Annotated in this window: 18 protein-coding genes and 1 pseudogene; 10 read left to right on the top strand and 9 right to left on the bottom strand. The window is 44.4% G+C overall.

Translation table 11 applies throughout. From position 1 onward, the window contains the following. Positions 1 to 216: 216 nt before the first annotated feature. Entirely contained in the window at positions 217 to 1,119 is a 903-nt protein-coding gene (locus tag AB4133_RS11980) for a DMT family transporter (RefSeq protein WP_017061876.1), read from the top strand. A 32-nt stretch (positions 1,120 to 1,151) separates the two neighbouring features. Here the strand turns inward: AB4133_RS11980 and AB4133_RS11975 are convergent, their stop codons facing one another. From AB4133_RS11975 to deoD, 4 genes are all read right to left on the bottom strand, one after another. Further along, positions 1,152 to 2,732: a GGDEF domain-containing protein gene (locus tag AB4133_RS11975; protein WP_017072413.1), complete on the bottom strand. Its 1,581-nt coding sequence runs from the start codon at positions 2,730 to 2,732 to the stop codon at positions 1,152 to 1,154. After that, a complete protein-coding gene (locus tag AB4133_RS11970) occupies positions 2,732 to 4,201 on the bottom strand; it encodes a hypothetical protein (protein ID WP_372224566.1) in 1,470 nt (489 codons plus the stop codon). Before AB4133_RS11970 ends, AB4133_RS11975 begins: the two co-directional genes overlap by 1 nt. Positions 4,202 to 4,387: 186 nt before the next feature. Then, positions 4,388 to 5,857, bottom strand: coding sequence for a lactate dehydrogenase (locus AB4133_RS11965; RefSeq protein ID WP_017061879.1), 1,470 nt, complete (start codon positions 5,855 to 5,857; stop codon positions 4,388 to 4,390). An 82-nt stretch (positions 5,858 to 5,939) separates the two neighbouring features. Continuing rightward, the gene (deoD, locus tag AB4133_RS11960; protein WP_017061880.1) at positions 5,940 to 6,650 is read right to left on the bottom strand and encodes a purine-nucleoside phosphorylase; all 711 of its coding nucleotides are present in this window, start codon (positions 6,648 to 6,650) and stop codon (positions 5,940 to 5,942) included. Between the two features lie 346 nt (positions 6,651 to 6,996). Between deoD and AB4133_RS11955 the strand changes: the two genes are divergently transcribed. Next, positions 6,997 to 7,971, top strand: coding sequence for a L,D-transpeptidase family protein (locus tag AB4133_RS11955; protein ID WP_029235199.1), 975 nt, complete (start codon positions 6,997 to 6,999; stop codon positions 7,969 to 7,971). 157 nt (positions 7,972 to 8,128) lie between these two features. Here the strand turns inward: AB4133_RS11955 and AB4133_RS11950 are convergent, their stop codons facing one another. Then, positions 8,129 to 8,395: an Lpp/OprI family alanine-zipper lipoprotein gene (locus AB4133_RS11950; RefSeq protein ID WP_017061882.1), complete on the bottom strand. Its 267-nt coding sequence runs from the start codon at positions 8,393 to 8,395 to the stop codon at positions 8,129 to 8,131. 361 nt (positions 8,396 to 8,756) lie between these two features. Here AB4133_RS11950 and AB4133_RS11945 point away from each other — a divergent pair, with 361 nt between their 5' ends. Further along, positions 8,757 to 10,088, top strand: a complete 1,332-nt coding sequence (locus tag AB4133_RS11945; protein ID WP_372224563.1) for a DEAD/DEAH box helicase — start codon at positions 8,757 to 8,759, stop codon at positions 10,086 to 10,088. A gap of 115 nt (positions 10,089 to 10,203) precedes the next feature. Here AB4133_RS11945 and AB4133_RS11940 read toward each other — a convergent pair whose 3' ends face one another. Further along, complete coding sequence (locus AB4133_RS11940) at positions 10,204 to 11,451, bottom strand: SGNH/GDSL hydrolase family protein (protein ID WP_372224583.1); 1,248 nt, start codon at positions 11,449 to 11,451, stop codon at positions 10,204 to 10,206. A 481-nt stretch (positions 11,452 to 11,932) separates the two neighbouring features. Between AB4133_RS11940 and AB4133_RS11935 the strand changes: the two genes are divergently transcribed. Together AB4133_RS11935 and AB4133_RS11930 are read left to right on the top strand one after the other, a co-directional pair. Then, complete coding sequence (locus tag AB4133_RS11935) at positions 11,933 to 12,874, top strand: lipase family alpha/beta hydrolase (protein WP_372224561.1); 942 nt, start codon at positions 11,933 to 11,935, stop codon at positions 12,872 to 12,874. A 38-nt stretch (positions 12,875 to 12,912) separates the two neighbouring features. After that, positions 12,913 to 13,800 (top strand): lipase secretion chaperone, encoded by an 888-nt coding sequence (locus AB4133_RS11930; RefSeq protein WP_065583797.1) that lies wholly within the window; start codon positions 12,913 to 12,915, stop codon positions 13,798 to 13,800. 107 nt (positions 13,801 to 13,907) lie between these two features. On the opposite strand, the gene AB4133_RS11925 is transcribed toward AB4133_RS11930, so the two are convergent. Further along, on the bottom strand, positions 13,908 to 15,551 hold the full coding sequence (locus tag AB4133_RS11925; RefSeq protein WP_017064253.1) for a methyl-accepting chemotaxis protein: 1,644 nt from the start codon (positions 15,549 to 15,551) through the stop codon (positions 13,908 to 13,910). A gap of 480 nt (positions 15,552 to 16,031) precedes the next feature. On the opposite strand from AB4133_RS11925, the gene AB4133_RS11920 reads away from it, so the two are divergent. The 5 genes from AB4133_RS11920 to AB4133_RS11900 all read left to right on the top strand — a co-directional run bounded on the left by AB4133_RS11920 (position 16,032) and on the right by AB4133_RS11900 (position 22,094). Continuing rightward, complete coding sequence (locus AB4133_RS11920; RefSeq protein ID WP_017064254.1) at positions 16,032 to 16,853, top strand: phosphate ABC transporter substrate-binding protein; 822 nt, start codon at positions 16,032 to 16,034, stop codon at positions 16,851 to 16,853. 111 nt (positions 16,854 to 16,964) lie between these two features. After that, positions 16,965 to 17,894, top strand: a complete 930-nt coding sequence (pstC, locus tag AB4133_RS11915; protein ID WP_372224559.1) for a phosphate ABC transporter permease subunit PstC — start codon at positions 16,965 to 16,967, stop codon at positions 17,892 to 17,894. A gap of 15 nt (positions 17,895 to 17,909) precedes the next feature. Continuing rightward, positions 17,910 to 18,773 (top strand): phosphate ABC transporter permease PstA, encoded by an 864-nt coding sequence (gene pstA / locus AB4133_RS11910; RefSeq protein WP_017064256.1) that lies wholly within the window; start codon positions 17,910 to 17,912, stop codon positions 18,771 to 18,773. Between the two features lie 90 nt (positions 18,774 to 18,863). After that, a complete protein-coding gene (gene pstB / locus AB4133_RS11905) occupies positions 18,864 to 19,613 on the top strand; it encodes a phosphate ABC transporter ATP-binding protein PstB (RefSeq protein ID WP_004737715.1) in 750 nt (249 codons plus the stop codon). 336 nt (positions 19,614 to 19,949) lie between these two features. Continuing rightward, positions 19,950 to 22,094 (top strand): GGDEF domain-containing protein, encoded by a 2,145-nt coding sequence (locus tag AB4133_RS11900; protein WP_017064257.1) that lies wholly within the window; start codon positions 19,950 to 19,952, stop codon positions 22,092 to 22,094. 69 nt (positions 22,095 to 22,163) lie between these two features. On the opposite strand, the gene AB4133_RS11895 is transcribed toward AB4133_RS11900, so the two are convergent. Both AB4133_RS11895 and AB4133_RS11890 read right to left on the bottom strand, forming a co-directional pair. Continuing rightward, positions 22,164 to 23,843 carry a BatD family protein gene (locus tag AB4133_RS11895; RefSeq protein ID WP_372224557.1) on the bottom strand — a complete coding sequence of 560 codons (1,680 nt, stop codon included), beginning with the start codon at positions 23,841 to 23,843 and terminating at the stop codon, positions 22,164 to 22,166. Positions 23,844 to 23,845: 2 nt separating this feature from the next. Then, positions 23,846 to 24,308: pseudogene (locus tag AB4133_RS11890) on the bottom strand (hypothetical protein); the annotation flags it as partial.

Raw genomic sequence — 24,308 nt, 5'->3', positions numbered from 1 at the left:
ATATAGTACGCTATCATCCAAGTAATTGTTATAAAAATGATTTGCTGAGTTATAAATGATGAGTGTTCGCTTCTAATGTGAGCAAAATTATTGACGAATCTTATAAAATCTCATCGCGTTTGAAGAGGCTATTTCGGCTTTCTGGTTGGTATTTTAGCTGAAATGATGACAGCTACGATTCTAAATGACGTGCACAACCACAAAGGATAAACACGGATGTATATAGGTGAATTGGCGGCTATTGGTGCTGCGATTGTGTGGGCGTGTGCGACATGGATTTATGGACAGTTTGGTCATCGCTTCTCTGCGATGCAATTGAACATTGTTAAGGGTGTAGTGGCGTCAGGGATGATGTTGCTGGTGATGCCTCTTATTCCGATGCCGGAGTTTGAACTGAGTACCAACCATTTTCTGATATTGGCAATTTCAGGTGTGATTGGCATTGCGATTGGAGATAGCGCCTATTTTGCGGCGTTGAAAAGAATCGGTGCCAATAAGACGCTGTTACTGGAATCTTTAGCCCCGCCTCTTTCTGGTGTGCTGGCATTAATGTTCCTGGGCGCTGTATTGACAGTGCAAAGTTGGCTCGGTGTCGTGATTACAACACTAGCGGTGACCTTCGTTGTCTTCCAGCCATCAAAATCGGCGAGCGGTGAATCGAATAACAAAGCGCAGTGGGGTGGCATTGGTTATGGGCTTGTGGCGAGTGTCTGTCAGGCATCTGGTGTGGTTATTTCTCATTACGCGTTAGTGGCGGGTGATATTCCACCATTGTTAGGTGCTTTGATTCGCCTGACGATTGGCGTGTTTGCTGTGATGCTGATTATCCCTTTCGTTGAAAAGAAGCCGTATTCATCGATAAAAAGAGATTTATGGGAAATGACCAAGCTCGATAAACTGTGGTTATTAGGAGCAATCTTTGTCGGGACGTTTCTCGCTCTATGGCTTCAACAAGTGGCGTTGAAGAATGCTAACCCTGCGATTGCACAAACGTTGATAGCGACCAGCCCGGTCTTTATTTTGGTGATTTATGCGCTGAAAGGGGAGAAGGTGTCAAAGCAAAGTATCATAGGCACACTTGCCGCCCTTGCTGGTATTTCTCTGTTCTTTTATCAATAAGCAGTTGGCCTAAGCTACAGAGCTATATGCCACTACTCTGTACACACTTGATTACGGCCGTTGGCTTTAGCTCGGTATAGCGCTTTATCCGCACGGTAGAAGGTGCGTTGAGTATTCTCTCCGTCACGATGCAAAGTGATACCAATACTCACGGTCAAACCACGCTCCCCAAGTATTTCATGCCATCCAAATTGGAAGATGCGCTCTCGATAATTTTCAGAGTGCATTTCTGCCTTCGGAAGATCAGTGTTCTCTAGAATGACGAGGAACTCTTCTCCACCAAATCTGACACATGACGCGCCTCTAAACTTAAAGTATGAACGTAGCTCTTGAGACACACTAACAATCGCTTTATCGCCCACTAAGTGACTCAGTTCATCATTGATAGACTTGAAGTGGTCAATATCAATAACCATCAGCGCGAAAGAGGTATCGTGCAGCAGCATGTCTTTCAGTTTCACATCTAACCAGCGGCGGTTGTGCAACCCTGTTAATGGATCTGTGAATACGTCTTGTTGAAGCTGAGCCACCGCATTCTTGTGTTGTTCGGTTGTCTCTTTGAGCTCTTTGTTCTCTTGTTCAGAGAGAATGAGTTTGAGTTGTAACTCAAAACGAGACAGTCGGCGTAGCTGGCTTGCACCGAGTTCACTGATCGGGATCTGCTTCATCAGATCGGTTTCAATTCGGTAGCCTTTTTTCTCATAGCTTAGCGCTTCTTGAAAACGCCCTTGATTCATACACACATCACTCAGCGAATCGTAGAATCGTTTTGCAAGTACTGGCGACGAGTAGGCTTTCACGCGTTTGTCTGTGCTCGACAAAATCATGCTCGCGTAGTCTTGCTTGCCGGTTGCACTTAGGCAATGTGCGAGCTCTAGACGAGTCATGGTTGCAAGCCAGCTTGCTTGAGTGCTGTTGGCTGGGTATTGAACCTTAGACAGACAGCGTAGCGCTTCATGGTGTTTTTTCTTAGCGCGCAGCACCTTTGCTTGGTAAAGCAGTATTTGAGCTGTGAGCAACTTGTCACTGACCAAAATACTCAGTTCTTCGCACTCATTCAGTAAATCGCTGGCTGCTGTAATGCGATTGAGTAGAAGTAGGCTTGCTACCATATGCAGCTTGAATTTGAGGCGAAGTGAGCGACTGCTTATCGCATGGTCTATGCTGCTGATTTTTTGGTAGTAACGAAGTGCTCTGTTGTGATCGCCATAGGAATCACACAGGTTGCCCATGCCTAAAATAGCTAATACATACTCATCGATATGACCGTGTTCAACCGCGATAGTCGATGAACTGACGAATTCATTGAGTGCTGAGGTGTAATCACCAGTTTCAACTAAGCGGTCACTTAAACTGGTTTTGACTGTCAGAATATCTTCGATATCGGCAGGAAGGTGGAGCAGATCGAGTGCTCGTCTCAACTCTTCGATACTGGTTTGATTTTGTTGTAACTCGGCACGGTATTCAGAGCTAATGATATAGCAGTGCGCTTGCTCTGTTTGCGTTGTCGAAACGTGCTGACGAATGTGGTTCCAGAAGATGATCGCTTCTTCACCTGATACTGATGAAGGGTCTAAACCGGCGTCTGTGATCTTGCTTAATAGAGTTTCCATTATTCTATTACCTCAGCATCGTCTTCTTCTAATTGTTCAAGCGTGAACGGGAACGTCAAAATATCATTGAGGCTGACGGTCGGTTTCGAACCCTTTAGTCCTTTTCTATGCCATGGATAGATATCAAGCATGGTGCTGAGAGTTTGGAAGGTTTGCTCTGCGGCTTCGCCTTTTTCGGAAAGCATAAGGGCCACACGTTCAGAACTTAGCCTTGCGATGAAGTCATTCTGGTTACATAAAGCATGAGCAATCTCGGTACAGACATCTAAGTAATCAGTATCGACATGATGGAACATAATGATGCTGTGGTTTGAACGTTTAAGCTCTGTCTTGAACAGCACCAACTTTTCCCACCAAAAGGTTTCAGAGACAACGTAAGAGAGGTGCTTTTCAGGATCGTACTCGTGCTGACCGCGAATACGATTAATCAGTTTTCGTGCTCTCTGTTCAAGTTGGCGTTTTGAACTGCGTGCTTTGTCCAAACCGACACGTGTCGTTTGCTCTTTGAGCATGCCGATAGAATATTGACGGTACTTTTTAAAGGCGACGAGCGCGGCTTGGAAGTCTTGGTTTTCTTCCGCCACCAAGGATTGTTGGTAACAGATTTGGCTCAGCAACTCGCCATTATCGAACTCGTTTGCGGATTGTTCTGCGAGCCTCAGTAATTCCGCCGCTTGTTCTGGTCTTTTTCTCAGGAGCTCCAATCTAGCTCGGCTGATGTATGAGTGCGCCTTCATCCAAACTAGGTTGTGTTCAACTGCCAGATTGTGCGCTTTGGCCGTGGCGCGCTCCGCGTCATCTAAGCGTTCAAGACCAAGTAGGGCAAGGCCTCGAAAGTCCCATACCTCTGCATGCCAAGTGTTATCTTTATGGTCTTTTAATGCTTCTTCTGCACCGTCCAATACCGACAGCATTTCAACATAGTTGTTGAGCAGGTAGTAATCCCACGCAAGCAGTATTCTGGCTTTACCCTCTAACCAACCAATGCGGCTGTTGTTAGCAACTTTAACGGCAAGCTGGTGGGTAGAACGTGCAAGTTTATATTCGTGGGTCATCCGCCAAATATTGCCAAGGCCAATGAGGCATTCAATTTGAATTTCGACTTCATCAACCAACGCGGACTGCTCCAAAGCATTGATCCAGAACTGTTGGGCGGAATAGTACTTGGCTTGTCCCCAGAACTGGAGCGCGTGTAAATGGAGGATTTCAGGGAGAAAAAGGTCGGTATCTAATCGGCTTTGGCGCTTGTAGGCTTCCTTGATGTATTTTAAACCTTTTTGGTAATCCATCAGGTTCCAGTTACATCTTGCCATTAACATTAATGACTGGATGGCACCCTCTTCAAACAGAACTTGCTCTGATCGGACTAGGCACTGTTGGGCAATCTCTAGGATCACCGATGGCTCAGAGTCGACACGAGTTTTGAGTTTTTCTAATTCTGTTTCAAGAAGGTACTGATTTTTGTCCAAGACTTACATCCATGATTATCGAACATATTGATAACACAATCATTATAAGAGTGTAATTTGAGATAAGCACCAATTATCTTTCGTAGAGCGTCAAAGGAACATCGATCTTTTCTAATTATGGGTGTTACCTCATGTTGTCGCTTTAAAATCAATGAGTTCCCGAATAATTACCTAGAGGCTTTGTTGCTATGAAAGTAGTTGCTTTAGAGTTAATGGCAGCTCCCCTACGCCTAAGCGTTGTGCTGCCGTGAGCCCTTGCTTATCTTGGTAGCACAGATTGTGCCAAGCTCTAAATATGTCGAGCAATGGAAGAATGCCCCCAGGACGAAGCTTACGTCTGGGCTCATTAATAAAGCTATCAAATAACAACTGAAAGCGCTGTTGATAGAACTTAGTTTGTTGAATTGAGGCTGTGTTAAACCACTGTTTTGGTTCTGGATTGTTACCGGTTAGGTAGCAGATACCTTTCTGGTTATCACCCTGATTGGCAATAGCCCAGCGATCTCGCCACCAACTCATGTGAACGATGTCGATCTTTTCAAAACTTTGGTCGTCTTGCCAGCCTGAATCTTCTTCGACATACATGAGGTCAATATTTTGACTCTGAATGCGCGGCAAACATACACTTAAAGCGGCAGATCTTAGTAATGGATCTTGTGGCATATAGATGGCGACATGCTTGTCTTCGTTACACATATCCAACACATGTAAGAAGTGAGCATAAGAGGTATAAGGCGGTCGAATGAGAGCGCCTTTTGAAGGGTAACTAAATGTGGTGAGGTTACCCATAGGGTCCTCAACGTTACCTCTCGCAAGAATCACTTGGTACTGCTGTTCAATGCGCTCTTTTAGTTTGTCAGAGGGCTGAGGCAGTTCGAGATTTGCTTCTGAAGAGTGCTCTTTGGATACAAATCGTGCCACATCATCATAAGGGTTATGGTCGACGTTTCCTGATGGTTCTTCATTTTGAGAGTAGTTAACGTGTTGGCAAAGTATATAGCCAGAATGCGCCTCGCCCGTCGCTATCCACACCACACCGTTGTTACTTTGTGGTTGCAGACGCTGGTAGTGAGATGCGAACTCGTAATCTTTCGCATGGTTAACCCATCGTGCATCGATCATCGCTAATTTACGACGACAACGGCTCGCGATATGGTCAACATGATCATAGAAAGTCTTTGGGTTGATCTCTAATTTTCGGCAGATTTCACGTACGGAATAGCCCATGAACAGTAAGCCCATGAGGTTCTCTTGAAATTGGAGTTTTTTATTGGATCCAGACCATTTATCAACGAAGGTTGTTTGGCAGTCTTTGCATCGATAACGCTGCCTGTCGCCACTGTAGCCGAAGGCATGATAAAGATGTTTATGGGTATGAACCGATAAGCCGAAGTTATCGCAATCATCATTACGACAAGCAGGGAGCCCGTCGCTGTGAAGTTGTCTTAGGCGATGAAGTTCGCTTAACACTTCACGATTGTTAAGTAAGGGGGGGAAAGCTCCACATTCACGACAAACCATCGCTGGACGCTTAGGGTTCGCGTGTTGCAAAACATACCGTTTTGCATCGCTCAAGCCAAAGTTGTCACACGCCAATGTTTTACAAAAGTTGAGTTGCAAACCATCCGCATCTTTTGGCAGCTTGTCGTTAGACACGATCTCCCCCTCGGGATTATTTGAGCAGCCAAGCGAGCCTGGCTGCGGGGTAACGCTTTTCAATGTATCTTTTATCAAATCGTTAGATGTTGATTGCTGTCTCTAGAGCAACTTTCATCATGTCGTTGAAAGACTTTTGACGCTCTTCAGAACTTAGTTTTTCACCACGGATGATGTGGTCAGATACTGTTAGGATAGTTAGTGCTTTAGCACCAAGGTCTGCAGCAACGCCGTAGATACCAGCCGCTTCCATATCAACACCTAGGATGCCTAGCTTTTCCATTTTTTCGAAAAGGTCAGCTTCTGGAGTGTAGAAAAGGTCTGCAGAGAATACGTTACCAACTTTAACTGGAACTTCTTGTGCACGAGCTTGGTTTACTGCTTCTTCTAGAAGACCGAAATCAGCGATAGCAGCGAAGTCGTGGTTGTTGAAACGAATGCGGTTTACTTTTGAGTCAGTAGATGCACCCATGCCGATAACAACGTCCATTAGTTTAACGTCGTCACGTACCGCGCCACAGCTACCTACACGAATAACGTTTTTCACGCCGAACTCAGCGATTAGCTCGTGTACGTAGATGCAGCATGATGGGATACCCATACCGTGGCCCATTACAGAAACTTTCTTACCTTTGTAAGTGCCTGTGTAGCCAAACATGTTGCGAACGTCACAAACTTGCTTCACGTCATCAAGGAATGTTTCTGCAATGTATTTTGCGCGAAGCGGGTCGCCCGGCATAAGTACTGTTTCTGCGAAATCACCAGCTTGAGCATTAATATGAGGTGTAGCCATGGTCGTTCTCCAAAGTTTAGACGGTAATTATAGGAACAGGATTTAATCAATTACCGATTCTGTTGAATTGAATTCGTTTTGTTGAGGCAATATTAGCGAGTTAGAACGTGGCTCCATGAGACTTTAGTCACAAAATAGGTCTGCCATTATAGTTTTATTAATATTGATAACCAAATATGTTGAAAGCGTAAAGGCAATCGATTTTGTATGGGTAAATTGCAAGTGAATGAGAAGAAAAGGCTTACATATAAACTTGTTGCCTATTAGTTTCGAGACAACAATACGTTGTAGAGACGTTTGATCAGAGATAATCTAAACTTTGATAAAAGACAAACCAAGGATTTGTATGTCGTATTGCGTTAACTCGACGCCTTTGCAGTCAATGAAAACACGACTCCACAGGGCGGCGTCGCTTGTTGTAAGAACTACTTTGCTTGCCAGCGGGATAGCTTCATCGTGGGTGTCTGCTGCAACCTTTGAATTGCCACCAACGGAAAGCCGCATTGTGGGCAGAATCCAGCAGCATGAAGTGGCGGCGGGCGAAACCTTGGCCATCATTGCCAAGCAATACGATATTGGTTTTCTCTCTTTAATGGCAGCCAACAAAGGGGTGGATCCTTTTCTTCCCGCGGAAGGCTATGTGTTAAGCATTCCAAGCCGCTTGATTTTGCCTGACACCCCAAGAAAGGGGATTGTCATCAATCTTGCTGAGTTAAGGTTGTATTACTTTGAGCCTGAGAAAAATCAGGTGCATGTTTTCCCTGTCGGCATCGGTCGAGTGGGGCGTGATACTCCCGAGATGATCACCAAGATAAGCCAAAAAAGACCGAATCCAACATGGACGCCACCAAATTCAATCCGCAACGAGTATCTTGAAAAGGGCATTGAATTACCGAGAGTGGTTCCTGCCGGGCCGGAAAATCCATTGGGAGAGTACGCTTTGAGGCTTGCTTATGGCGCTGGCGACTATTTGATCCATGGTACAAACAAAGATTTCGGGATAGGTTTACGAGTTAGCTCTGGTTGTATCCGAATGGAACCTAAAGACATTGAGTGGCTGTTTGAGCAAGTGAACCGTGGTGAACAGGTCACCATTATCAATGAGCCGATTAAGGTGTCATTAGAGCCTGATAGAAGTGTGTTTGTAGAAGCGCACGAGCCATTAACTCGAAGTGATGGTTCAAAGAAATCATTACAGATCCCTGTGGAACTAAAATGGTGGCTTGAAGACGCAGAACTGCCAAATTCAAAGGCGAAAGCGGTTATCTTTGCTCAAAACGGCGTACCTGTAGAGATAGCACCACCTGTGATTGAGTTTTAATTCGATTGCCTCTTCTGCAACAAGGGGCGGTTTTATCTTGTTTACTCGCATTAGTGTCACCCAAAAAAAGCACCACATCCGATAAGAAGTGGTGCTGTCTATATACTGCTTTTTGCGACTTATTTAATCTACAGCTTAATCGCGATTAGATCTCAAACTACTTAGTGTAAGACTCAGCGATGTTGTCGATGCGTTCGTTAGCACGATCCGCTTCTTCTTTCGCTGCCATAGCGGCTGCTTCTGCTTCTTGAGCCTTCATTTCTGCGGCTGCTTTGTCACTCTTAAGTGCTTCAACTTCGCTTGTAAGTTGAGCCACTTGGTTAGTTAGTTGATCCATTTCTGACACTGCAGCTTCTTCTGGTTCTGAAGAACAACCGGCTAAAATGAAAACTGATGCTGCAGCTGCGATTAACGTCTTATTCATAAGAACTCCTTGCTTATTTATCATCAAAAGATGCGCTATACATTCTTTATCATATAGTCGCTTCATTAATGATTGTAGCGACTAATTTTTTAACTGCAAAAACAATAACTAAAGAAATTGCTAAATTTTTGAGGTAATTAGCTAAGTATCACGTTGTGTCTCATTTATGAGATGAAGGATTTAGAGACGACTTGAAGGTGTTTTTGGAGAGCTATCCCTTTGCTAGCAATGCATACGTTGTTCTAGCTAAAGATAGATAAAGGGATAAATTTACTGTGATCTCTATCCTTATAAAGTACTTTCGCGGTATCATGTCACGTTAAATTAATTTTATTCAATACCATCATGACTGGAGAGTCCTTTGCACTTTAAAGATTTAGGCTTAGATAACCGCTTACTGAAGAACTTAAAACATTACGACTTCAAGAAGGCGACAGAGATCCAATCAAAAGCGATCCCTGTTGCTATTGCTGGTAAGGATCTATTGGCTTCATCAAAAACGGGATCAGGAAAAACATTGGCGTTTGTGTTGCCAATGATACATAAAGCATTAAAAACAAAAGCGTTTTCTGCTAAAGATCCTCGTGGTGTAATTTTGGCTCCTACTCGTGAGCTAGCGAAGCAAGTTTACGGCGAACTGCGTAGCATGCTTGGTGGTCTGTCTTATGAAGCGGCGCTTATCTTAGGTGGTGAGAACTTTAACGACCAAGTTAAAGCACTGCGTAAGTACCCTCGTTTTATCGTTGCGACTCCAGGCCGTCTTGCTGACCACCTAGAACATCGTTCATTGTTCCTAGATGGTGTTGAAACGCTAATCCTTGATGAAGCGGACCGTATGCTTGATCTGGGTTTCGCTCCAGAACTTCGTCGCATTGCCAATGCAGCTAAACACCGTCGTCGTCAAACGTTGATGTTCTCTGCAACGTTAGATCACGCTGAAGTAAATGGCATTGCAAATGAAATGCTAAACGCACCTAAGCGTATCTCTGTTGGTGTTTCTAACGAGCAACACTTAGATATCACACAGAAATTCTACTTATGTGATCACCTAGATCACAAAGAAGCGATTTTAGACCGTGTACTGGAAGAAGCTGAATACCGTCAGGTAATGATCTTCACAGCAACACGCGCTGATACTGACCGTTTAACAGATAAGTTGAACGAGAAGAAGCTTAAAGCGGTAGCACTGAGTGGTAACCTAAACCAAACGCAACGTAATGCTATTATGAGCCAGTTCGAGCGTGCGGTTTACAAGATCTTGGTAACTACCGATGTTGCTTCACGTGGTATTGATATTCCAAACGTGAGCCACGTTATCAACTTTGATATGCCTAAGCATACGGAAGAGTACGTGCACCGTGTAGGTCGTACTGGCCGTGCGGGTAACAAAGGCGATGCGATTTCTTTGGTTGGTCCAAAAGACTGGGACAGCTTCAAGCGTGTTGAACTTTACCTTCAACAAGATTTGACCTTCTCTGTACTTGAAGGCCTAAAAGGTAAATTCAAAGGCATTAAGCCACGTAAACCTGCGTTTGCTAAAGGCGGTCCTGCTAAGAAGAAGACCAACACTCAAGCGAAGAAAACGCCGAAGAAACCAGTTAAGCGCGATAAGAGCTTCCACCAAAATGTGGCCGTGGGTGATACCGTGTTTATCCCTAAGAAGAAAGTCGCACCAAAAGTGGACGACGAGTAATCACCAGCCAGTTTTAAAGCGTTTGCTAGTAAAACTGACATTAATAAAAACCGCCAATATTAGGCGGTTTTTTTGTATCTCGACCTTGGCTCAGCCATTACTTTTCGATATTTAGTTAGAAATTGAACGTCGAGAACGAATACGCCAAGATGTGGTCGGCAATGTATTTGTGTGTGGCGGTGGTTGGGTGCGTCACGCCCCAGAATACATAACTGTCTGAACCATAGGTCGCACAATCATTAGTTAAGCTGTGGCTTCTTAAATAGTCCGCGGCTGAGCTTCGATTGATATTAAGACAAGCATCACTCGCGTTTCGAAAGCCATGTTGTTCTGGGTTATCGGTAATGCTGGCGAACAACGCACTTGCATCGAACAACACCACGTTTTTCCCTATACCTTGGTAATACTCGGCTTGAGCTTTGATGAACTGGTTGAATTCTAAGATCTTGCCACGAACTTTTATTATCTCTTGTTCGGTAGAGTATTTGAATTGAGGGGCTTTGGTTGCATCGGGTAAGGTGAACAGCAGGATATTGTTCGCACCAGATTCTGTTAAGCGGATCAGCGCGCTGCTAAAGTCAGCCTTTACATCGGCGACTTCTCGGTTGTAATTCATGAAGTCATTGAGGCCAAACTCTAAAGTAAACAGTGAGTTTTCCGGACGATAGTTTTTGGCGACTTTCATGTAGGTCAGATAAGAGGTGACTTGATCATATACACCAGTCAATGCCACGTATTGGTTGGTACCTGCGGCGCCACCCACAGCCCAGTTATACAGAGGGACATCTTTCGCTTTTGCTAAATACTCCGTCCAGACTAAACCATTCGAAAAGTGCCCTAAAAACCACGAATCTGCGTTCGGAAAAAACCATTGTGAGCCATTAAATAGATTACCAGTGTCGGACAGGCTATCACCAAAGGTGACAATACGATTGATGCTATTGGCCTGGAACGCGTTATCGTTGGTCCAGATGGAGTGGTTGTAAGAGAAGCGATTATCTGCGGCAAAGTAGGTGATGTCAGCGGCGTCATGTTGGATGTCGAGCGTCTGTTCGCAACGCTGTTTGATTTCAGATTGAGGCGCATCACTGTAGAACATGTTTTTGAAAGAAACAGAAGACCACCAATATCCGTTGATCGTGTAGTAATCACCACTCTCTTTCTTTGCCCACTTCCAGTCGGTGGCTAGGGAATCATGAGAGGCATCGGTTCGATACCAACATCTAACATATGAATAGGTCTCTGAGCCTTGTGCACTGAGTACTTGTGCAGATGTAATTGATTCAGGTGTTGGTATTGAGTCTTCAGCGGCATAAGCGCCAAAAGGCAGGGCTAACGTGAGTATTAAAGCCGTATTTTTCATCACTGTATTCTCTTTTATATTTAGATGAGCCAAACAGAAACGCTGTTGCTTGTTGCTTGTTTCTTGATAAGTGGATAAGTAAATAACTGGTACGACCTATATCTAAAATCAATAATTAGCGTCAATATATTCAGGGTTGTGGTGTGTCGTTAATGGAATAAGCCTCAAGTTATCAATGAGTTTTTGGTTGAAAAATACCTGTTTCCAAACGGTTATTTGTCGAATAATTTTGGTTTATTGAGAATGTTGAATTGATATTTGAGTCGGGATATTGAAAGAACAATCTCATCAACCTTAGTTAAATGTTAATTTAATCAATTGCTTATGTTTTGTTCTCCTGATTCTGTTTGCCTGATGTTCATCGCACCTGTTTAATTCAAGTTCGCCATCACAAATATGAAGTCGTTACTTTCTGTTTTATAAAATCATCATCTACGGTTCTTTTACTCATCAGAGGTCTAATCTGTTTAAGGAAAGAGCATTGAAAAAGATATTAATTTGGACGATAGCCTGCCTATCCAGTTTTGGCGTATATGCCGGAACGAGCGCATCAGCATTAGAAGCCAGCGGATACACTGAAACGAAATACCCCATTATGTTGGTACATGGTCTGTTTGGTTTCGATACATTAGCGGGCGTTGACTATTTCTATGGCGTACCTGAATCCCTAACCAAAGATGGCGCGAACGTATATGTCGCTCAGGTCTCTGCAACCAACAGTTCAGAGGTCCGTGGTGAACAGTTACTCAGCCAAGTTGAAACGCTGTTAGCTGCAACAGGAGCAAGTAAGGTGAATCTGGTTGGTCATAGCCACGGTGGGCCTACGGCTCGTTATGTTGCGTCAGTTCGACCTGATCTTGTTGCTTCAGTGACCAGTATTGGCGGTGTGCATAAAGGTTCTAAGGTCGCTGATCTCGTTCGAGGGAACGTATCTGAAGGCTCTGTCATAGAAGGTATCGCGGTTAAATTAGCAGGTGGATTAACGACACTGATTAACCTTTTATCTGGTGGAACGGATCTCGACCAAGACGGCCTCGCTTCTCTTGAAGCATTGACCACAGAAGGCTCGCTAGCCTTCAACCAGTTTTACCCTGAGGGCGTTCCGACGTCTGAGTGTGGCGATGGTGAGTGGCAAGCAAGTAACGGCGTTTATTACTATTCATGGACAGGGTCTTCCACTTTTACCAACCTTCTTGATCCTACCGACGGAGCGATGACAATCCTAGGCTTAGCCTTCAACGAACCTAATGATGGCTTAGTAGGAGCATGCAGCGCGCATTTGGGCAAAGTGATTGGTGATGATTACAAAATGAACCACCTAGATGAGATTAATGGGTTATTGGGAATTCACCACTTGTTTGAGACAGATCCTGTAACTCTATATCGTCAGCATGCCAATCGATTGAAGTTGGCTGGCTTGTAGTCTGCAAAGCCGTTTAACAAGAAAACAAGGGAAGTATGATGAAAAAGACCGCCATTTTGTCGATAACCACGATAGCCCTGATGAGCACAGCGGCGGTCTTTTTATATCTAAATAATCAAGATACACATACTGACGACGAACAACGCGTCTCCTCATTGAAAGTCACCTCTCAGCAAGATACCGACATCGATAACGCATCAGCAAAAGACATGATGGAATATTTCGTGTCAGGTAATACAGAATTAACCCTTGAAGATATTCGAGACAACGTGGCGAAACACCACGAACAATCATCAACAACCGTGGTTGATGAAGCACTGTTTGCCAAATATCTTGAGTATAAGTCGGCACTGACATCGTTGGACGTGCAGTTCGGTACCACATCCATTTCCGCTGATGATCTACGTGCACTCAATCAAGCGCTCCTTGACCTCCAAGCTCAGTTTTTCAGTGAGAGCGAGATAAGTATTCTGTTTACGCACGACAACAGAATGAGAGAAATCGCCTTAGAAAAGTTACTTCTGAAACAGGAGGGATTAGAGGATGAAGAATACCAACAAAGACTCGAATCCTATCTATCTGAGCAACCTGATTATGTTCAGTCGAGTCACCAGAATCAGGTGTTACTCCAACAGCTCTCTAGCTCTGAAGGTCTCGATGAACAGGGTAAATACTTAAAGAGAAGCGAACTTGTCGGTGAAGAAGCAACCCAGAGACTTGAAGCACTTGATAAACAAAGAGCGGCCTTTGAAGACTCGTTAGAGGTCTACTTCGCAGAACGAAATGATGTCTTGAAAGATTCATTCCTATCAAAAACCGAACAACAAGAGAAGATTGCGCAACTTAGGACTGAACATTTCCTACCAGAACAGCTTAGAAGGGTAGAAGCGATTGAAAGAATTCGAGCGGCTGAATCTCGTCAGTAGTGTCTAAAAGCGAAAAACCAGCCATGATGGCTGGCTTTTTGTTTATCGGCGAGTTCTAAAGAGCATACAGCCTGAATCTGTTTGCCTTGAACTTCGTACCTTGAAGCCTATACCTTAAAGTAATCCAACTGCTGCTTCTGCTGTTCTGCTAGGTTAGAAAGCTCGTGGCTTGCTGCAGCGGCTTGAGTAATGCCTGTAACGTTTTGGCTTACTAGGCTGTAGATGTTTGAGATGTTACGGTTGATGTCTGAGGTTACTTGGCTTTGCTCTTCGGCGGCAGAGGCAACCTGAGTGTTAATCTCAGTCATGTCCGTTACCGAGTTAGCAATGCCTGAAAGCGCCGCGCTTACTTCACCTGCAAGAGTTTGGTTGTGTTCCAGCATAGATAATGAGCTGCTCATGCTTTCATTCGCGTTACCGGATTGAACCTGCAAACCTTCTATGATGGTTTGGATCTCTTTGGTTGAATCTTGTGTACGTGCCGCTAGCATTCGAACTTCATCAGCAACCACTGCGAAACCACGACCGCTTTCACCTGCACGAGCGGCTTCGATTGCTGCGTTAAGCGCCAGCAGGTTAGTTTGTTCAGAGATACTTTGAATTACCTCAATCACTTTACCAATCTGTTCAGAGTGCTCTTTTAGCGTGCCCACAACATTTGCGGCTTCGCTTAGCTGAATCGCCATCTGTTCGTTAGCTTTGTTGCTTTCATTAAACAAGCTCATGCTGTGTGTCGCCATTTCGTCAGCTTGCTTAGACGCTGAGTCGGCTTGTACTGCGTTCTCATTAACGTGTGCTGCTGTGCTTTCCAATTGGTTCACAGCAGAAGCAACTTGCTCCACCTCTTGCTTCTCTTGGTCTGAGTTAACGCTGGACTGTGTCATTACAGCCGCTAGCTCTGTCGACGCAGAAGCCACTTCGATACTGATTCGAGACAGCGAGCTTACCGTGTCACGCAGCTGTTCAACAGACTGGTTTACGTCTTGCGCTAGGCGTGAGATTTCGTTGTCGCCATACTCTTCTGCTTTAACTAACAAGTTACCTTTTGCTACTTCCCGCATCGTTTCTTGAATGTTGCTGATCGGCTTAACAATGATACCAGCCAGCGTCCAACTGATAATTAGAGCTACAGACAGGATCACCAACAGTGCAATGGTCGCAGTAGTCAGCGTGCTAGCGTGTTGCTGGCCGTTGATGTCGACCTCTTGAGTGGCAAGCAAGTTCAGCTTTTTAGACAGAGTATTGATCGCTTGCACCATTTCATTACCCGCATGTCGGTATTGGTCGATTGCGATCTGGTAGCGGTTTTCAAAATCTGAAGATAGTGATGCATCGCCGTGTTTCGCTCTTAATAGCGGAAGCATGGTGGTACGAGAAAAATCGACATAGTGATTCATCGCTTTGTTCATCGCGGCCACTTCATCTTGCATGCCTGGCACTGTGTCTAATGAATTCAGTAGGCGAGTATTCTGATCGCGTTTTTGGTTTAGTGTTTCAACCAGTGTTTTTACGTCATCAGCATTGAATAGACTGTAAATCGCTTTGATACGCATGCCATAGCTGTTGTCGACGATTTCGCTGAGTTCTTCTTTATGTAAGATTAATTGGTCGGTTGCTACTGACACATCTTTGAATGCACTTTCTAGCTTTTCACCACCGATAATGACACCGGCTAAAAGTAAAACGACGGAAAATAATACGGGTATAAGAATTTGTATTTTGATTGATAAGCCACTGAGAAGTTGGCGCATGTAATGTCCTTTTTTGAATAAAATAAATAGATGAGAATTATTATTATTAGAATTAATTGGCGATTCTAACTAATGAGACTGACAATTCAATCAATAAAGGCTTTGATTTCGTTATATGCGATAGGTATTTGATATGGATGGTTGTTTATTGTTCGAAATGGCGATAAAGGTGCATCTTTTTATCCATCGTCTTAGGGCCACTTCATTGATAAATAGAGAAATATATTGGTTAGTATTCGATATAAATAGGGAAGGAAATCTAGCTTTTTGGTGCTCAAACGATGGTGAGACCTGCATTCACTAACTGCATCTGATGGGGGCGCGACTATCAATTCATCGAGTAGGAGAGAAATTAGCCATTAATTTGTAGTTGTCATATAGGCTTCAATTAAGTGAAACACAACTGTCACATTCGGATTCTAAAGTAGGCCTCGTTCAAGCAAAACATTACGGCAATAACGCCACTAAAGGAAATTTGTGATGAAAAAGACAGTTATCGGTGCAATCGCACTACTAGGCGCTCTAACAGTGAATACAGCTTCAGCTAAAGAAACTATCTCTGTAGTTGGCTCTAACAGTGCTTCTCCACTGGTTGAAGTTTTTGCAGAAACCTACATGAATAAAGGCGAACCAGTGTTCATCGAAATTCAAGCACCAGGTTCTTCTGCAGGCATCAAAGCAGCAAAAAATGGAAGTGCTGACCTTGGTATCTCTTCTCGTGACCTAAAAGAAGAAGAGAAAACAGCTGACCTGAAAGAGCTAGTTATCGCTCGTGACGGGATCGCAGTTGTTGTAAACCCAAATAACGAAGTATCTGCTCTTACAGCTGAGCAAATCACTTCAATCTACAAAGGCGATATCACTAACTGGAAAGATGTTGGCGGTGCTGATAAGCCAATCGTAGCAATCACTCGTGATACTGCATCTGGTACACGTGGCGCATTCGAAGACATCATGAAGCTTAAGAAGAAGATTGGCGATAAGAAAGTATCGGCTATCTCTCAACGTGCACAAGTTGCAAACGGTAATGGCGCACTTAAAGTTTCTGTAGCAAGCAACCCATACGCTATCGGCTTTATCTCTCTAGGTACAGTTGACGAATCTGTTCAAGCTCTAACTATCGACGGCGCTGCTGCGACTGTAGACAACGTTAAGAACGGTTCTTACAAAGTTGCTCGCCCATTCCTAGTTCTTTACAAAGCCGGTGCTCCAACAGCTGAAACTCAACAATTCCTAGACTGGATGGTTGCAGATGAAGCTCAAGCTATCGCTGGTAAGAAAGGCTACATCACAGTTAACTAATCTTAACTGACTCAATCTTAATTATTGCTCAGCCTGCTTTAGGCTGAGCCTTTTCTTTCAACTTTGTTTATTTCGAGCTCTTATTGAGCCACAAAGTTTGAGATTTTATATATGACCATCGCAAATAGTGAAAAGCTTATGAATACTGAAGCGACTCAAATCAACAAGCCAAGTCTACGTGCTAAGAAGCGCATTGACTGGAGAGAAAGAATCTTCCACGGCTTGTTCTTATCGAGTGCTATAATCGGCATCGTATCACTAGCCGTTATCGCTTACTTTATCGTTGCAGAGAGTATCCCTGCATTCCAAGAGGCCGGTGTTTCTGGCATCGTTCTGGGTGTTGACTGGTTACCTCCAGCTCTATTCGGTGTTGCAACTATGATTGTTGCATCGATTGTTTCGACACTTGGAGCTGTAGTTGTTGGTGTACCAGTTGGTGTATTAACCGCTATTTTTATTGCTGAGATTGCTCCAAAGCGTCTTGCCGATATTATTCGACCTGCAGTTGAGCTTCTAGCGGGTATCCCGTCGGTAGTTTACGGCTTCTTCGGTCTAGTAATTATCGTTCCAATGATTCAGAACATTTTCCAAGTACCAGCGGGTAACACTATCTTCGCGGGTATCATTGTTCTGGGTATCATGATTCTTCCTACCGTTATTACGGTTTCTGAAACTTCGATCCGCGCTGTACCTCGTACGTACAAAGAAGGTTCACTTGCACTGGGTGCTTCGAAAATCTACACGATTTTTAAGTTACTCGTTCCTGCTGCACGTTCAGGCATTATGACGGGTGTGATTCTGGGTATCGGTCGTGCACTTGGCGAAACGATGGCAATCATCATGGTGATGGGTAATGCGCCAGCAATGCCAGAAGGTATTTTGGATTCGGCTCGTACTTTAACCGCAAACATTGCTATTGAAATGTCTTACGCAAGTGGTATTCACGCGAGTGCACTGTACGCAACCGGCGTTGTGCTTCTGGTATTCATCATGATGTTGAATGGTGCTCTACTTTATCTTAACCGTGAAAAAGCGAAGTAGGCGAGGATAAGTAATATGGATCGCGTAAAACTAAAACAAGCACGTCAAACCAAAGATAACATCCTAAAAGGTTTTATCTGGGCAGCTGCAGCTGTAACCGTTGGTTTCTTATTCTGGATTATTTGGTACATCCTATCGAACGGTCTGCAATATGTAGATTGGAACTTCATCACTGACGATTACACTCGTACTGGTGAAGAGCGTGGTATTTTTCCAATGATCATTGCCACGATCTACATGGTAATTGCATCGATTGCGGTAGCCGCACCACTAGGCATCATGACGGCGATATACTTAACTGAATATGCGAAAGTAGGTAGCCGATTGGTGAAAGTGATTCGATTCTGTACTGAGTCGCTAGCTGGTATCCCATCGATCATCTTTGGTCTGTTCGGTATGACCTTCTTTGTTTCGATTCTTGGTCTTGGCTTCTCGATTCTGTCGGGTGCACTAACGCTAAGTATCCTGATTCTTCCTGTAATCATTCGTACTACAGAAGAAGCATTGATGGCAGTGCCACAAACTTACCGCGAAGGCTCATACGGCCTTGGCGCTTCAAAAATCTACACTATCTGGCGTTTGATCTTACCAAGCGCAATGCCAGGTATCTTAACTTCGGTCATTCTTAGTATTGGTCGTGTAATTGGCGAATCAGCACCTGTATTTTTAACAGCAGGTATGGTGGCACGTGTTCCTGAGTCGGTATTCGATTCTGGCCGTACACTAACGGTTCACCTATATAAGCTGACAACAGAGCTATTTACTATCGATGAGTGGAACCAAGCCTACGGCACGGCGACAGTCCTAATCGTACTGGTTCTCTTGATCAACATGGTTACAAAACTGATTGCGAGACGCTTCAACACGGCAACTTACTAAGCTCATTAGCTGGCTCATAAATAAAGCGAGCCCCCGTGATAAAGAAAGCATCAAGTTAGACACGAATTTAAGAATTTAGAGATTACGAACATGAATAAATTTGATATTGAGAACCTAGATCTGTTTTACGGCGACAACCAAGCGCTTAAATCTATCAACCTGCCAATTCCAACTCGCCAGGTTACTGCTCTGATTGGCCCGTCTGGCTGTGGTAAATCAACACTATTGCGTTGTTTGAACCGCATGAATGACCTAATTGAAGGCGTTACGATTAAGGGTAAGCTGGATATGGATGGCACTGACATCTACGGTAATATCGATGTCGCTGACCTACGTATCCGCGTAGGCATGGTATTCCAAAAGCCAAACCCGTTCCCAATGAGCATCTACGAGAACGTGGCATACGGCCTACGTGCTCAAGGTATCAAAGACAAAAAACACATCGATGAAGTGGTTGAGCGCTCGCTACGCAGTGCTGCACTGTGGGATGAAGTAAAAGACCGTCTTAAAGCGCATGCATTTGGTCTGTCTGGTGGTCAACAACAGCGTCTATGTATCGCACGTACCATTGCAATGGAACCAGATGTAATCCTGATGGATGAACCAACATCGGCTCTAGACCCAATCGCGACACACAAGATTGAAGAATTGATGGAAGATCTGAAGAAAGACTTCACTATCGTTATCGTAACGCACTCAATGCAGCAAGCGCGTCGTATCTCAGACCGCACGGCTTTCTTCCTAATGGGAGAGCTTGTAGAGCATAACGAAACCAGCGTTATCTTCAGTGAACCAAAAGATGATCGTACTAAAGGTTACGTAAACGGTGACTTCGGTTAATCGACGATTTACGTGTGGTAATTAAGCGATTAGATACCTTTACACACTAACTGAAACGCAGGTTAGATAATCGAATAGAACAACAGAATTATCACTATAACTATAAGCGATGGAAGTTTTGCCCCACTATAGGTGGGGCTTTTTTATGTGTCTAAAAAATCCCCAATGTCGATGTGATTTTGGGCAGAGAATCCCATTTTTGTCGTCCTTCTCATGCTTGTGATAATGTTAAAGGTGAAACTGCGACCCGCTTAACATCTCATTTTTACTTACATTGATTGCATATCAAGCCTTCTGTATTTTTGCTTTATTCTTAATCGCCAATGGAAGGAAGCTGTGCCTGTTAAAGCCTTTGCAAAACAAATATCTGCGACACGCGACCATCGTCTGTTGGCTGAGTCTCTTTTTGACTATCTGGTTAAGGTACTTACTCCAAAAGGGATAGGAATATTTGCTGAACCGACGCCGGAGAGCGACGCATTACCGCTTTTTTCTTATGGCGACCTAACCTCATTGGCGAGCTACCCCTCTACATTTTGGCCGTGGGTCTCACAGTTTGATACCGCAGACGGGGTTTTGCCAATGGCTATCAACACCTGCAAGTGGGAACACATGAAAGTGCTTGGTGGGGAGTCGTTTATCATGATGCTCGACAACGCACCTGCCTCCAGAACTTATTTAATTGTTCAAAATTGTAATGCTGAGAAGGTTAATCAAACCTTTGACCAAGATCTTGATGTGTTACAGCTCGCGGCTGCCCGTTGGCAATGTATTCGTGCCGAAAAGAACGCGGCGCTAGAAATCAAACACAGAGACACACGTGAAGCTCAATACTTAGATGAGATAAAGTTACGTGAGCTGTTTGTAGAGAACATGAAGCTGGTTCATCAGGTCGCGCTTGAGCTTTCTAACCCTGAGTCACTCGATGCTTTGTATAAAGCATCGGTTGAGGCTGTGCGAGACAGGTTAGGGTTTGATCGTGCGATCTTCATGTTGCTTGATATGAAAAAGCGTTGTTTCAGCGGCACTTATGGCACTGACGAAGCGGGTAAAACCAACAGTGAACACCACACTCAATACGATTTGCACCAACTTGAAGCGGAATACATTGAAGCGCTGTCTGATAACCATACTAATCTAGTCATCATCGATAATGCGCCCCTGTATACAGAAGGTAAGGTGGTCGGGCAGGGGTGGAATGGCATGCTTATCTTGCGTGAAGGCGACAAACCTGTCGGCTGGATCGCCATGGATAACTACATTCATCGCTCACCGATTACTAACTATCAAAAGCAGATGCTTGAGTCTTTTGGCTCTTTGCTTTCTCAAATCTATATTCGCAAGCGCCAAGAGCAGAACATACGTATGTTGCACTCGAGTATGGTTGAGCTGTCTCGATGCGATAGCGTCAGTGAAGTCTGTAAGTCCGCGGTTAGTTTTGCGATTCAACATCTAGGTATCGATCGACTGGCTGTTTTCCTAACAGACAAAAAGTGCAGTTACATGCAAGGTACTTGGGGCACTGACATCAAAGGCGATATTGTCGATGAGTCCTATTATCGCTCTGAGCTGGTGGAACGTGACATTGTAGCCGCAGCTCGTGCTTGCCCTAATCAAGTTGCCTTTGAAGAATCAGTTCCTATCTATCACGATTTCAATATTGTGGGAGTCGGTTGGACGGCAATGACCATGCTCACCACCAATACGGGTGAGCCGATTGCGTTTATCGCTGCTGATAACCTATTAACTCGCAGTCCTTTAACCTCACAGCTTCGTGAGGTAATACGTATCTTTGCTTCGAGCCTTGCTGAGGTGCTGCAAAGAACCATGGCTCAAGAAGAACTGAAAAAGCTCAATGAAACATTGGAGCAAGAAGTCAGTAAGCGTACCCAAGAGCTAGAGTTGGCGAATGAGCAATTGGATATCATTTCTAAGCTAGATCCTCTTACGCGCCTTGGAAACCGCCGTATGTTGTCGCAGGTTCTAGAAGACTTGAACGGTGACGATCAAGGTGCCTTTGCCTTACAGAACGAAATTACATTTGGCTTGATTCTTGTCGACCTCGACCACTTTGGTTTGTACAACAGTGTCTATGGTCATACTGAAGGGGATGCGGCTCTGAGGACGGTAGGTGAGATACTGAATGCCCATGTTCACAATGATAAAGAAACCTTCTGCCGGATTGGCGGAGAGGAGTTTATGTTGTTGATGATTGGCACGAATCACTCAGAGACAAAGCAACGTGCAGAGTCGATTAGAAAATGCATTGAAGAGGCAAAAATCCTCCATTGTGAAAGTAGTACCAGCCCATATTTAACGGCATCCGTTGGCTATGCCTCGATAACGTCTGATCAGCATCAGTTCGATTTTGATTTGTTGTATGGCAAGGCAGATAAAGCCTTGTATCAAGCCAAAGACTCGGGGCGAAATCGAATTGTTTCTGCCTTAAAACGTAAAAAAGTCACAGCCTCTCTTTCTTAAAATAAAGGCCGTTGATCTCAAGATGATCAACGGCCTTTGTGTTTTACTGTTCTTGATGAACAGCGTCGACTAAAGATTTTCTAGCGAACTATTATGCTTTTTACTCGCAACTCTCTTGGGCTTCTTCACCGTTTTGATTGCCAGCTCAGGGCTCCATGTTTGGGCTGGTGAACCGGCTTCACCATAAAGGCTTTGGTTTAGCTTGGTGAGTTCGGCTTCAACGGTTTGTAACGTCTCATCACTTAGATCTGTATTTTCAGATTTCCATTGCTCAAATAAGGTTCTGGTCATCACGCCATCTTTCGTTCTTAGAGCTTCAATAAGCGCTTCTGCGGTATCTGATTGACGTTCAACAGTGTGTGTTGGTTTTGTCGTTACACCGCGGCGTGACCAGAAGTAGAATGCCAATGCTGAGCTGATTAGCCACAAAGCTGCAAATAGGGCGGTGAGATAAGGCCAGAATCCTGGGCTATCGACGTTAATCACTGTTGGTGCTGTTTGTTGGAGCGGCGCGCTAGCAACAGGAGGTGTGCTTGATACAACACGATCACTTGCTGTTACTGTTAGCTCTAGGCCCTGAGCTTTACTGGTTTGTTCTGATTGGGCATCAGTATTGAACCAAGCTTGGGAAACATCCGGAAGTGAGATGTTTCCTGCCTCTTTTGGGATTAGAACCTGTTTATGCACCACCACCGCATCGCCGGACTGTGTTGTGCCAAATTGCGGTTTTTCTTCATAAACACGAACCGATTTAGGGTAGGTGATATTCAGTTTTGGTAGTTGGTGCTGCGTTAAGTTACTCGCCGTCATGGTAATAGTACGAGTTAAAGAATCCCCCGCTTCTATTTCGATGGCTTGCTTGTCGCCTTCTAATCCATTGGTACTGGTTAATTCGTTACCTTGGCTATCCGACCATTGCTGTATCAATTTGAAGTTTGATGTTGGTAACCACTCACCCTTGTAGCCTTTTGGCACATCCTTTACGGTGACATCTAAGGTTTCAACGGGTGTGTCGAGTTGGAACAAACGTGTTGTACTAGAGTTATTGGTTGAGTAGACAACAGCTCCTGTTAGCTTCGGCCCGTTCAGCTTAAATTGACCTGCTTTTTGTGACGAGATACGGAATGACTGTTGAACTACCGTCACCTCCTTTCCATTGAGAACGTCTTGAAATTGCTTCGATTCACCAATAGGTTCCACATCTAAGCCCGGCGAGCTCGGTGGCGCTATTTTAGGATCTTGCAGCCTTCTTGGGTCAGCTTTGATGATGAGTTTTACATCAAGCTCAGCCACTTCTTCTGGGTACAGCGAGTTCTTGCTGAGATTAAGCTGGAACTCTGCCATATCATGTTGAGTTGGAGCGGCTTTGTTAATTGCAACATTGATGGTGATAGGCTTGGTTTTTGCCCCTTCAATATCAAAACTCGGGATTTGCAACTTACCCAAACGCAGTGGAGCAAGGCTAATGTTCCATTCACTTGATACCGAACGGCTGCCATTGACGATTCGCATCGACGACCCAAAGTTTGGTGTGCCAACATAGAAATCCTGCTGGAGCGCTGTTAGATCTAGAGCATCAGAGGAGACCTTTTCATCGGTTGCAACTCTAAGAAGGAACACTTCATCTTTGGTGACACTGTTATGTGAAACGCTCGCCACGGCGTTTGCAGCCAATACTGAGAAGGACGAGAAAGCTCCCAACAACAATGTTAGGAGTACGGATAAAAATGGCTTGTTTAAAAATCGCATGGTTACCACTTTTTGTTCTGGTTGTTAGGAGCACTTTTTTGTCGTGCTTGTAAAATCATTTGCGCTTTAAGCAGTTGGCTCGGGTCACGGGCGCTTTCTACTTGCTCAAGTTTTCGCATGTCAGGGTCGCTCGACAGAGGTTGATCTGAGGTTTGTGCTACAGCTTGCTGACTACTTTGCTCACCATCTTCTTTTGAAGCTTGTTGTGCGCTAGCACTTTGAGGTGTAGCGCCTTCTTGGTCACTCTGTTTCGGCTGATCACTGTTACTTTGTTGCGTGGCTTGCTTGTCGTCTTGTTTAGACTTTTCAGAGTCAGAGTGATTTTCAGGTTGGCCTTGAGATGAGTTTTGGTCTTGGCTACCGCGTTGATCTTGGTTACTGCTTTGATCTTGCGACTTGCCACTGGAGCTTTGTTGTTGATCCTGAGAGCTTTGCGAAGAATCATTTTGCTGACCTTGCTGACCT

Origin of the sequence: Vibrio sp. 10N.286.52.F8 (assembly GCF_041468745.1) — a bacterium.
In the GTDB taxonomy this organism is placed as follows: Bacteria; Pseudomonadota; Gammaproteobacteria; order Enterobacterales; family Vibrionaceae; genus Vibrio; species Vibrio crassostreae_C.
The sequence above is the reverse complement of the archived record's forward strand: the minus strand, read 5'-3'. Positions and strand labels throughout refer to the sequence as shown.

Bases quoted from the DNA above. Each gene is read 5' to 3' on its own strand.
- AB4133_RS11940 (WP_372224583.1), bottom strand. From the start codon at position 11,451: ATGAAAAATACGGCTTTAATACTCACGTTAGCCCTGCCTTTTGGCGCT.
- AB4133_RS11980 (WP_017061876.1), top strand. From the start codon at position 217: ATGTATATAGGTGAATTGGCGGCTATTGGTGCTGCGATTGTGTGGGCG.
- AB4133_RS11895 (WP_372224557.1), bottom strand. From the start codon at position 23,843: ATGCGATTTTTAAACAAGCCATTTTTATCCGTACTCCTAACATTGTTG.
- deoD (WP_017061880.1), bottom strand. From the start codon at position 6,650: ATGGCTACACCTCATATTAATGCTCAAGCTGGTGATTTCGCAGAAACA.
- AB4133_RS11975 (WP_017072413.1), bottom strand. From the start codon at position 2,732: ATGGAAACTCTATTAAGCAAGATCACAGACGCCGGTTTAGACCCTTCA.
- AB4133_RS11950 (WP_017061882.1), bottom strand. From the start codon at position 8,395: ATGAATAAGACGTTAATCGCAGCTGCAGCATCAGTTTTCATTTTAGCC.
- pstB (WP_004737715.1), top strand. From the start codon at position 18,864: ATGAATAAATTTGATATTGAGAACCTAGATCTGTTTTACGGCGACAAC.
- AB4133_RS11955 (WP_029235199.1), top strand. From the start codon at position 6,997: ATGTCGTATTGCGTTAACTCGACGCCTTTGCAGTCAATGAAAACACGA.
- AB4133_RS11925 (WP_017064253.1), bottom strand. From the start codon at position 15,551: ATGCGCCAACTTCTCAGTGGCTTATCAATCAAAATACAAATTCTTATA.
- AB4133_RS11920 (WP_017064254.1), top strand. From the start codon at position 16,032: ATGAAAAAGACAGTTATCGGTGCAATCGCACTACTAGGCGCTCTAACA.
- pstA (WP_017064256.1), top strand. From the start codon at position 17,910: ATGGATCGCGTAAAACTAAAACAAGCACGTCAAACCAAAGATAACATC.
- pstC (WP_372224559.1), top strand. From the start codon at position 16,965: ATGACCATCGCAAATAGTGAAAAGCTTATGAATACTGAAGCGACTCAA.
- AB4133_RS11930 (WP_065583797.1), top strand. From the start codon at position 12,913: ATGAAAAAGACCGCCATTTTGTCGATAACCACGATAGCCCTGATGAGC.